The 8,023-nt window shown below is 62.3% G+C and carries 7 protein-coding genes; 1 reads left to right on the top strand and 6 read right to left on the bottom strand.

Annotation, left to right across the window (positions count from 1 at the left end; translation table 11 throughout):
- Positions 1–405 precede the first annotated feature (405 nt).
- The 5 genes from WA943_RS02730 to WA943_RS02710 all read right to left on the bottom strand — a co-directional run bounded on the left by WA943_RS02730 (position 406) and on the right by WA943_RS02710 (position 7,307).
- Positions 406–1,830, bottom strand: coding sequence for an AmpG family muropeptide MFS transporter (locus WA943_RS02730; RefSeq protein WP_424468302.1), 1,425 nt, complete (start codon positions 1,828–1,830; stop codon positions 406–408).
- Between the two features lie 35 nt (positions 1,831–1,865).
- Positions 1,866–4,085 carry a response regulator gene (locus tag WA943_RS02725; protein WP_424468301.1) on the bottom strand — a complete coding sequence of 740 codons (2,220 nt, stop codon included), beginning with the start codon at positions 4,083–4,085 and terminating at the stop codon, positions 1,866–1,868.
- A gap of 111 nt (positions 4,086–4,196) precedes the next feature.
- Complete coding sequence (locus WA943_RS02720) at positions 4,197–5,186, bottom strand: c-type cytochrome (RefSeq protein WP_424468300.1); 990 nt, start codon at positions 5,184–5,186, stop codon at positions 4,197–4,199.
- A gap of 80 nt (positions 5,187–5,266) precedes the next feature.
- Positions 5,267–5,641: a hypothetical protein gene (locus WA943_RS02715; protein WP_424468299.1), complete on the bottom strand. Its 375-nt coding sequence runs from the start codon at positions 5,639–5,641 to the stop codon at positions 5,267–5,269.
- A 106-nt stretch (positions 5,642–5,747) separates the two neighbouring features.
- Complete coding sequence (locus WA943_RS02710) at positions 5,748–7,307, bottom strand: YifB family Mg chelatase-like AAA ATPase (protein ID WP_424468298.1); 1,560 nt, start codon at positions 7,305–7,307, stop codon at positions 5,748–5,750.
- 171 nt (positions 7,308–7,478) lie between these two features.
- On the opposite strand from WA943_RS02710, the gene WA943_RS02705 reads away from it, so the two are divergent.
- Positions 7,479–7,715 (top strand): hypothetical protein, encoded by a 237-nt coding sequence (locus tag WA943_RS02705; RefSeq protein WP_424468297.1) that lies wholly within the window; start codon positions 7,479–7,481, stop codon positions 7,713–7,715.
- Positions 7,716–7,751: 36 nt separating this feature from the next.
- Here WA943_RS02705 and WA943_RS02700 read toward each other — a convergent pair whose 3' ends face one another.
- A complete protein-coding gene (locus tag WA943_RS02700) occupies positions 7,752–7,943 on the bottom strand; it encodes a hypothetical protein (RefSeq protein WP_424468296.1) in 192 nt (63 codons plus the stop codon).
- Positions 7,944–8,023 lie beyond the last annotated feature (80 nt).

The following is an 8,023-nucleotide window of genomic DNA, read 5'->3' as shown; positions in this document are numbered from 1 at the left end:
GCGTGCGGGCAAGGCGCACCTCAAGCGTACCCTTGCGGCCAAAGCTCATCGGGGCCGCGACGCCGGTTGCGGCGGGGCCTTGTTCCTTTGGAATATCCGCAACGGTCGCGTCTGCGCCCGGCAACGTCATGAAATCAAATCCCGTCAAACTGCCAAGTCCAATGCTTCTGCTCTGGACAATGGCTCCCCTCATGCCAGCCCGAAGGCGGTTTTCTGCGACTTTGGCCCTTAATGTCTGGCCGAACATGATCGCCATCCTTTCATTATAGCGCCTCGAAGCCAAGGAAGCGCTGCCATGCGGCCCCCTTATCGCGCGTTTGTGCGGCAGGGGTGTGACGCTCCTAAGCGCCTGAAAGGACTGGCTTTATATGGCAAGCGGCGGGAAAAGCACAAGCGCCGCTCGAATCAGACCCTTGCCGCCACCGGACGGTCATGACGCCGCAGGTAGAGGATCAGAAAAATGGCCGGGAGGCCCATCGCGCCGGTGGTGATGAAGAAAGGCACATAGCCCGCCGTTTTCTCCGTCAGGAAAGGGGCGTGGCTCATGACGAAGTCGCGGATGGGGCCCGGCGCGGCATAACCGTCGACCATGAAACCAGATACGCCGCCCAGCAACTTGCCCGGCAGGGCGTAGACGGAGCTGAAAAGCGCATATTGGGTCGCCGTGAACTCATGGCTCGTCAGGCTCGACATGTAAGCAATGAGACAGGTGCCGGCAAAGCCGCCCGAGAAATTCTCGGCGCTGATCGTCAATGTCAGGGCCGTCACGTCCGCCCCTCGCATAGCGAGCCAGGAGAACATGAAGTTCGTCAGGATCGCGGCTGTGGCCCCGATCAGCAGCGAACGCATGATGCCCATGCCCGCGATCACGATGCCGCCGACAATGGCGCCCAGTATCGTCATCCAGACGCCGAAGACCTTCACCACGGTTGCGATCTCGGTCAGCGAAAAACCGAGATCGATATAGAGCGGGTTCGCCATCACGCCGAGGACGAAGTCCGGCACGCGGTAGAAGCCGATCAATGCAAGGATCGCCAGCGCCTTCCAGCCATGACGGCTGAAGAAATCGACAAAGGGCGCGACGATGGCGCGATAGATCCAGGCGACAGCATTTTTAGTACGGCCATGAACATCAAGGCGTTCGGTGAAGGCGTCGATCCTGTCTTCGCCGATGATCGGTGCCTGCGCCTCGGCAAGGCGGGGTGCGAACAAGGCGGCCCCGATGCCTACGCTCATCAGCAGCGCCATTGCGAGATAGGCCGCATGCCAGGATATGAAATCGGCGATATAGAGCGCGCCTGCGCCCGACGCGATGATCGCGAAGCGATAGCCGAGCTGATAGGCGGCAGCCATCGCACCTTGCTGCTCGTCCGATGCGGCCTCGATGCGCCAGGCATCGACCGAAATGTCCTGTGTTGCCGAAGCAAAGGCGAGCAAGAGGGCGAGCATTGCAATCGGCATCAGCGAGGTCGACGGGTCGCAGAATGAAATGCCGACAAGGGCAATCGCAACGGTGAGCTGCGCGAGGATCATCCAGGAGCGGCGCTTGCCAAGTTTGGCGTCGAGCCAGGGGAGGCGGATCTGGTCGAGAAGCGGCGCCCAGAGAAACTTGATCGTGTAGGCAAGGCCCACATAGCTCATCAAGCCGATATCGGCGCGCGATACGCCTGCCGTGCGCAACCATGCCGAAAGCGTGCCGAAGACGAGAAGAAACGGAAGCCCTGAAGAGAATCCGAGCAGCAACATGATGAGCATGCGGCGTTCGGTATAGACCGCCCATGCGCCGGTGAGGCGCGTGCTCAGGCTTCGTTTCTCGGCAATATCCGTCACGATCTCTCCCGGCCTCGAATCAGGTCGAGGATAGATTAGGCGAGATTTGCGCGGGCGGCATCAGCGGGCGCAAGGCCAAGGTCGCTGCGCCGACAGGACCAGTCGGAGAGCATGCGGGAAAGAGCGTCGGGCGATACGGGCTTCGACAGATAATCGTCCATACCCGCCGTGAGACAGGTCTGGCGATCATCGGCCATGGCGTTGGCGGTCAGCGCGATGACAGGCACGCTGGAACGCTCATCAGCCAGCGCGCGAATGCGGCGCGTCGCCTCGAAGCCGTCCATGCCGGGCATATGCAGATCCATCAACACGATATCGGTCGGCGCGCCGTCATCGTCGAGCGCGTCGAGCACTTCCTGACCGTTGGATGCCACGCGAACCGTGTGGCCATCCCGCTCAAGCAGTGTGCGCGTCAGCAGGGCGTTGATCTCATTATCCTCGGCAACGAGAATGTTGAGGCCCACGCTCAAGCGAGGCGCGGGAGCGATTTCTTCGCGCTCCACGCCGGAGTGGCGATAGTCGTCGCGGATATTCTCGCGCGGGAAAGTCGGAGCGGTGCCGCTCATCAACGCTTCAAGGCGCGCGCGCAGCGACGAGGCGCGCACCGGGCGCACGAGATAGCCGTCGAAGATGCGCTGGAACATGGCCGGATTGCCTTCCTGACCGATCAAGGCAGGCAGGCGGTCGCGATCTTGCGGGCGCAGCAGAACGATTGCATCTATGCCCGGCGCGAAGGCACGAGCGCGCGCGACGATTTCTGCGCCGGGGCCTTCGGCGGTATCGATGGGGCACATCAGAACATCAGCGGGTTCGCGTTCGAGCGCCGCAATCAACATCTCGCCGGTGGACACGAGACGAACCTCCGCGCCTGCCAGACGGGCGCTGCGCGCCAGCGATGCGGCAAGGATCGGCCTGTCGTCGAACATGACGATGCGTTGCCCCGCAAGTGACGCGCGGCGCGGCATGGCAGGCTCGATCGCGGCAAGCGGCAGGCTGACGCGGAAATGCGAGCCGTGGCCGATCTCGCTTTCAACTTCAATCGTGCCGCCCATTGCAGTCACAAGATGGCGGCTGATCGCAAGACCGAGGCCGGTGCCCTCATAGCGGCGGGCAAGCGTCTGGTCGGCTTGCGCGAACTCATCGAAGATCACGTCGATGGCATCGCGCTCAATGCCGATGCCTGTATCTTCGACCTCGATGACGATCCGGGCCACATCATCCGTATACGAATATGAATCGAGACGGGCGCGCAAAATGACGCCGCCCGATTCCGTGAACTTGATCGCATTGCCCGCAAGATTGATGAGCACCTGACGAATGCGCGCCTCGTCGCCGGACAGGCGCTGCGGCACCTGCGGTTCGATCTCGGCGATGATTTCGAGACCCTTCTCGAAGGCCTTGGGCGACAGCAATTCGCAGACGCTTTCGAGCGTCCCGCGCAGATCAAGCGGGGCATCGGCAATATCGATCTTGCCCGCTTCGATTTTGGAATAGTCGAGAATGTCGTTGATGATCGACAGCAATGCCTCGCCCGAATGCTTGACCGCTTCGGCGTAGGAGCGTTGCGCGGGCGTCAGCTTCGTGTCGAGCAGGAGGCTTGTCATGCCGAGAACGCCGTTCATCGGCGTTCGGATTTCATGGCTCATCGCTGCAAGGAAAAGACCCTTGGCGCGGTTTGCGGCCTGCGCCTCGTCGAGCGTACCCGCCAGCTTTTCCTCGACAACCTTTCGGTCGGAGATATCGCGGCCAACGGTCTGGATTTCCTTCAGCTTGCCGTCATCGTCGCGGATCGCAAATTCTTCCCAGGCAAACCAGCGCGGGCCCGCAACCGTGACAATGCGCTGATCGAAGCGCACGCGATGAGGCGGCATGGCGAGGCCCGAGAAGGAACCGAGCATGCGATGCGGCTCGCCTTCGGGCAATTCGGGCGCAAAGGGCAGGCCCAGCGTATCCGTGCGGCTCCTGCCAAAGGTCTGACAGAAAACGTCATTCACATAGGTGACGCGGCCCATGAGATCCTTGCGCAGGATCACATCGCCTTGCGTCTTGACGAGATCGCGATAGCGCTCCTCGCGCTCGGCAAGCTCCCAGTTCTTGTCACGGAGCGTTTCGAGTTCGGCTTCCGCTTTCGCCGCCTCGGCCCTATGCGCCTTTGCGCGCGCGGACGCACGCCGCCAGGCTTCGACACCCAGCAGGAGAACCGTTGCCAGCGCCAGAAGGACCAGAGGTGCTGGTTCACCGAATGAAAACATCATATGTCGCGCGCCTTGGCCGTGAGGCTCCAAGGTGCGCCAGACATGCTTTACAGAATGTTACCGACCCCGGAAACCTGCGGATAAAAGCGAGCTTCAAGGATTAAGGGAGCATTACTTCGTGGCAACCGGTGGCTCATAAGTGACGATCTTTTCCGGGATCGGCGGCACCGTTTTCAGATAGGCGTAGATCGCTGCGAGATCGCCATCCGTCATGCCTGAATAGGCGGTCCAGGGCATTTCGGTATCGACGTCGCCGGGTTCGGGCGCGATCTCCGCCATTTTGTCCGGCGCATGGGCGCGAAAACGGGCGATGAAAGCCTCCCGCGACCAGCCGCCGATACCCGCCTCGACATCGGGCGTGATGTTTGCCGAACGCGCGATGCCGCCACCGGGAAGCGCAAAAACATTGCCGCCCGCAAAGGGTATGCCGACGGGTTCGCCGCGATCATTGCGCTTGGTGTGGCACTCAAAGCAGGCGCCCGTGGTCGTCAGATATTTGCCGAGCGCCACCTCGTCCCTGGCGTCAGGCAGTTTCTGCGGCGCCGGGTCGGCGGCAACGAAACGCATGACAATGGGAAGCGGCATCGGCAGTTGCATCGTCGGCAAGGTGACGGGCTGCGGTGGCAGCGTACGGATATAGGCGACCAGCGCCTTCACATCTTGCGGGTCGAGGATGCGATAGAACGGATAGGGCATCAGCGCAAAGAGGGGGCGGCCCGTACGATCGACGCCAGAGACGATGGCCCGGTAGATTTCACCATCCGTCCAGTCGCCAAGCACTGTCGGCGTCAGGTTCGGCGCGTAAACCTCCGCCGGGAAACCTTCTGCCGGGCCGCCCATGTGGCGACCAGCGCCAATGCGAGCCTTGTCGAATACGCGGGAAAAACGGTGCGGCTCCAGCTCCGGCGTATGGCAGCCGATGCAGGCAAGACCGTGATTGAAGAGGTAATCACCCCGCGCGACCAGTTCCGGCGTCGCCTCGACCTTCAGATCGGTTGCGGCCGAGACGCGCGGAAAGACCAGAAAAATGATCGAGATAGCAAGGAGAACAAGGACAAGCAGCGCACTGCCCGCCACGATTGCAATACGCTGAACCGACATGAATCGCCCCCCGCTTCATTCATGGCTCGCAAATTACCGGACGGAATAATTCCAGTATCACCGGCCAGAATGCAAGCGGGTCAGAGGGCGGCGTTGATATACCACTGGCCGTCGACATGGACGACGGAGGTCTGGAGCTGCTTTTTCGTGCCGTCTCCGTAGGACAGCGTCACGTCGTAAAGCGCCATTTGATTATAGGTGACGACACCGCCGCGCAGCGCCACATCCTTCAGCCCGCCATGTCTCTGCATGTCGAGCGACCAGCGCTCTACGGCAGCGTTGAGTTCCTCGGTGCTGAATTTCTTGTGCAGCTCGGGCGAGAAGCGGGCTACGGCCTCAGCCTGCGCGCCGCTTTCTATGTCGTGGAAAAAATCCACGATCGCGTCGTCGCTGCCACGGGAGCATGAGGCCAGCATGAAGGCCAGAATTCCGCATACGAACAATCGTCTCAGCATTGTTGCCACGGCCTGCATCCTCCCCGGTTGAGTTGCATGCGAGGCAAGCCTAGCACGGATGGCGCAGGCGACCAGTAAAGAGGCTGAGGCTGTACCGATCCGGGATTCAGGCGACCGCGCCGAGACGACCTGCGACAGGCTCGCGATAGGCAAGCGCTTCGGCCACATGAATTCGGCGCACACCGTCGCTGCCGTCGAGATCGGCGAGCGTTCGCGCGACGCGGAGCACACGGTGATAACCGCGCGCCGTGAGGTGCATGCGCTCGGCGGCTTCCTTCAAGAGACGTATGCCCGCCTCGTCTGGGGTGGCGACCTTGTCGAGCAATTCGCCCTCGACCTGCGAATTGAGGCGCGGCGCGGCGGAACCCATATGCGCGGCGAGTTCATCATATCGCGCTTCCTGAATGTCGCGCGCGGCCGCCACGCGAGCCGCCACTTCGGCAGAGCCCTCCGCAGGCGGCGGAAGCGAAAGATCGGCGGGCGACACAGGCGGCACCTCGACATGAATGTCGATGCGATCAAGGAGCGGGCCGGAGAGCTTCGACTGATAATCGCCGACGCAGCGCGGCACGCGCGGGCAGGCGCGAGCCAGATCGCCCGCATGACCGCAACGGCAGGGGTTCATCGCCGCGACAAGCTGGAAACGCGCAGGATATGTCACATGCGCATTAGCGCGGGCGACAACCGCTTCGCCGGTTTCGATGGGCTGGCGCAAGCTGTCCAGCACCTGACGCGGAAATTCGGGCAGTTCGTCGAGAAAGAGCACGCCGCGATGAGCGAGCGACACTTCGCCCGGCTTTGCGCGAATGCCGCCGCCAACCAGCGCCGCCATCGAGGCCGAATGATGCGGGCTGCGAAAGGCGCGGGCGCGGCCCATGCCCGTTGCCTGCAACACGCCCGCAATGGAAGCGATCATCGAAACTTCGAGCATTTCGCGCGGGGAGAGCGGCGGCAGAATGCCGGGCAGGCGCGAGGCGAGCATCGACTTGCCGGAGCCGGGCGGACCGACCATCAACATGTTATGTGCGCCGGCGGCGGCGACTTCGAGGGCGCGTTTGGCCGTTTCCTGACCCTTGATGTCGCGCAGATCGGGGAGGACGCGCGCATCCATCGCCTTCATCGGCGCGGGCTCGGAGAGAACCTGCGTGCCCTTGAAATGATTGACGAGGGCGATGATCGAACGGGGCGCGAGGACGCCGCCGGGATTGTCAGCCCCCATGCCCGCCCAGGCCGCTTCGGGCCCGCAATCATGGGGGCAGATGAGGCCACGGCCCTTGGCATTCGCCGCAATGGCGGCAGGCAGCGCGCCTGCGACCGCATTGATCTGTCCGTCCAGCGACAACTCGCCGATGACGACGAAGCGCTCAAGCTCATGAGCGGGCAACACACCCATCGCAACGAGAAGGCCAAGGGCAATCGGCAGATCGTAATGGCTGCCTTCTTTGGGCAAGTCGGCTGGCGCGAGATTAACGGTGATGCGCTTGGGCGGCAGGCCGAGGCCGATGGCGTTCAATGCGGCGCGCACCCGCTCGCGGCTTTCGCCAACGGCCTTGTCGGCAAGCCCGACGACGGAAAAGGCGGGCATGCCGCCCGCAATATGAACCTGAACATCGACAGGCCTTGCCTCGACGCCTTGAAAGGCAACCGTCTCAATCCGCGCAACCATGGCCCCCGCCCCCTCACTCCGGCTTATGGAAAGAGCGTAGCGAAGTGGCAATTTCAGTCAAGAACGAAGTGAGAACATAAATCGACAGGCCAACCGGAACGCATGGTTGCGTAGATCGTTACTTCCAAGCGCATCCATTGACGCCGTCGGGGGGCCAGAAGGAGCACGTCCATGAAGACCTCCAGCCGCTTCGTTGCCCCATTCGTATTTGCCGGTGCCGCCGCAATTCTCGCGGCATGCGCCCCTACGACCACGACGCACAGCACAGTCACCCAAACGCCGGGGCAGACAACCGTGACCGCCGACCAGCCCGGCGCGGACACGACACGACCCTATTCGCCCGGCACCACAACGACGACGACAGCGCCGTCAACGGTGACCTCCACCTCAGTTGAGAAACACTACTGAGCAAGCTCGCGACATCATGGTTTTTCCAATCCGGAGTTATGACATGACAATCTCTACACAGACTTTCAGGCGGACCGCTGCGGCGCTCGTGATATGCGGCGCATTTGCGGGCCTTGCCGCTTGCGGGAGCGATGAGACGACCACGACCAGAAGCACAACGATTGAGCGGACGAATACCGCTGTGCCGCCACCCGCATCGAGCACGACGACAACGACGACCACAACCAAAAGTGACGACTAGGCATCGACCGCCGCAGACATAATGGAGTTTCTGCCATGAGCATTTCATCCACCTTGCGTCTGACGAC

The organism is Parvibaculum sp., assembly GCF_049651025.1.
In the GTDB taxonomy this organism is placed as follows: domain Bacteria; phylum Pseudomonadota; class Alphaproteobacteria; order Parvibaculales; family Parvibaculaceae; genus Parvibaculum.
This window is presented reverse-complemented; position numbering and strand designations above follow the sequence as displayed.

Excerpts from the sequence above, each read along its gene's own strand:
- WA943_RS02725 (WP_424468301.1), bottom strand. The coding sequence starts at position 4,085 with ATGATGTTTTCATTCGGTGAACCAGCACCTCTGGTCCTTCTGGCGCTG.
- WA943_RS02720 (WP_424468300.1), bottom strand. The coding sequence starts at position 5,186 with ATGTCGGTTCAGCGTATTGCAATCGTGGCGGGCAGTGCGCTGCTTGTC.
- WA943_RS02715 (WP_424468299.1), bottom strand. The coding sequence starts at position 5,641 with ATGCTGAGACGATTGTTCGTATGCGGAATTCTGGCCTTCATGCTGGCC.
- WA943_RS02710 (WP_424468298.1), bottom strand. The coding sequence starts at position 7,307 with ATGGTTGCGCGGATTGAGACGGTTGCCTTTCAAGGCGTCGAGGCAAGG.
- WA943_RS02705 (WP_424468297.1), top strand. The coding sequence starts at position 7,479 with ATGAAGACCTCCAGCCGCTTCGTTGCCCCATTCGTATTTGCCGGTGCC.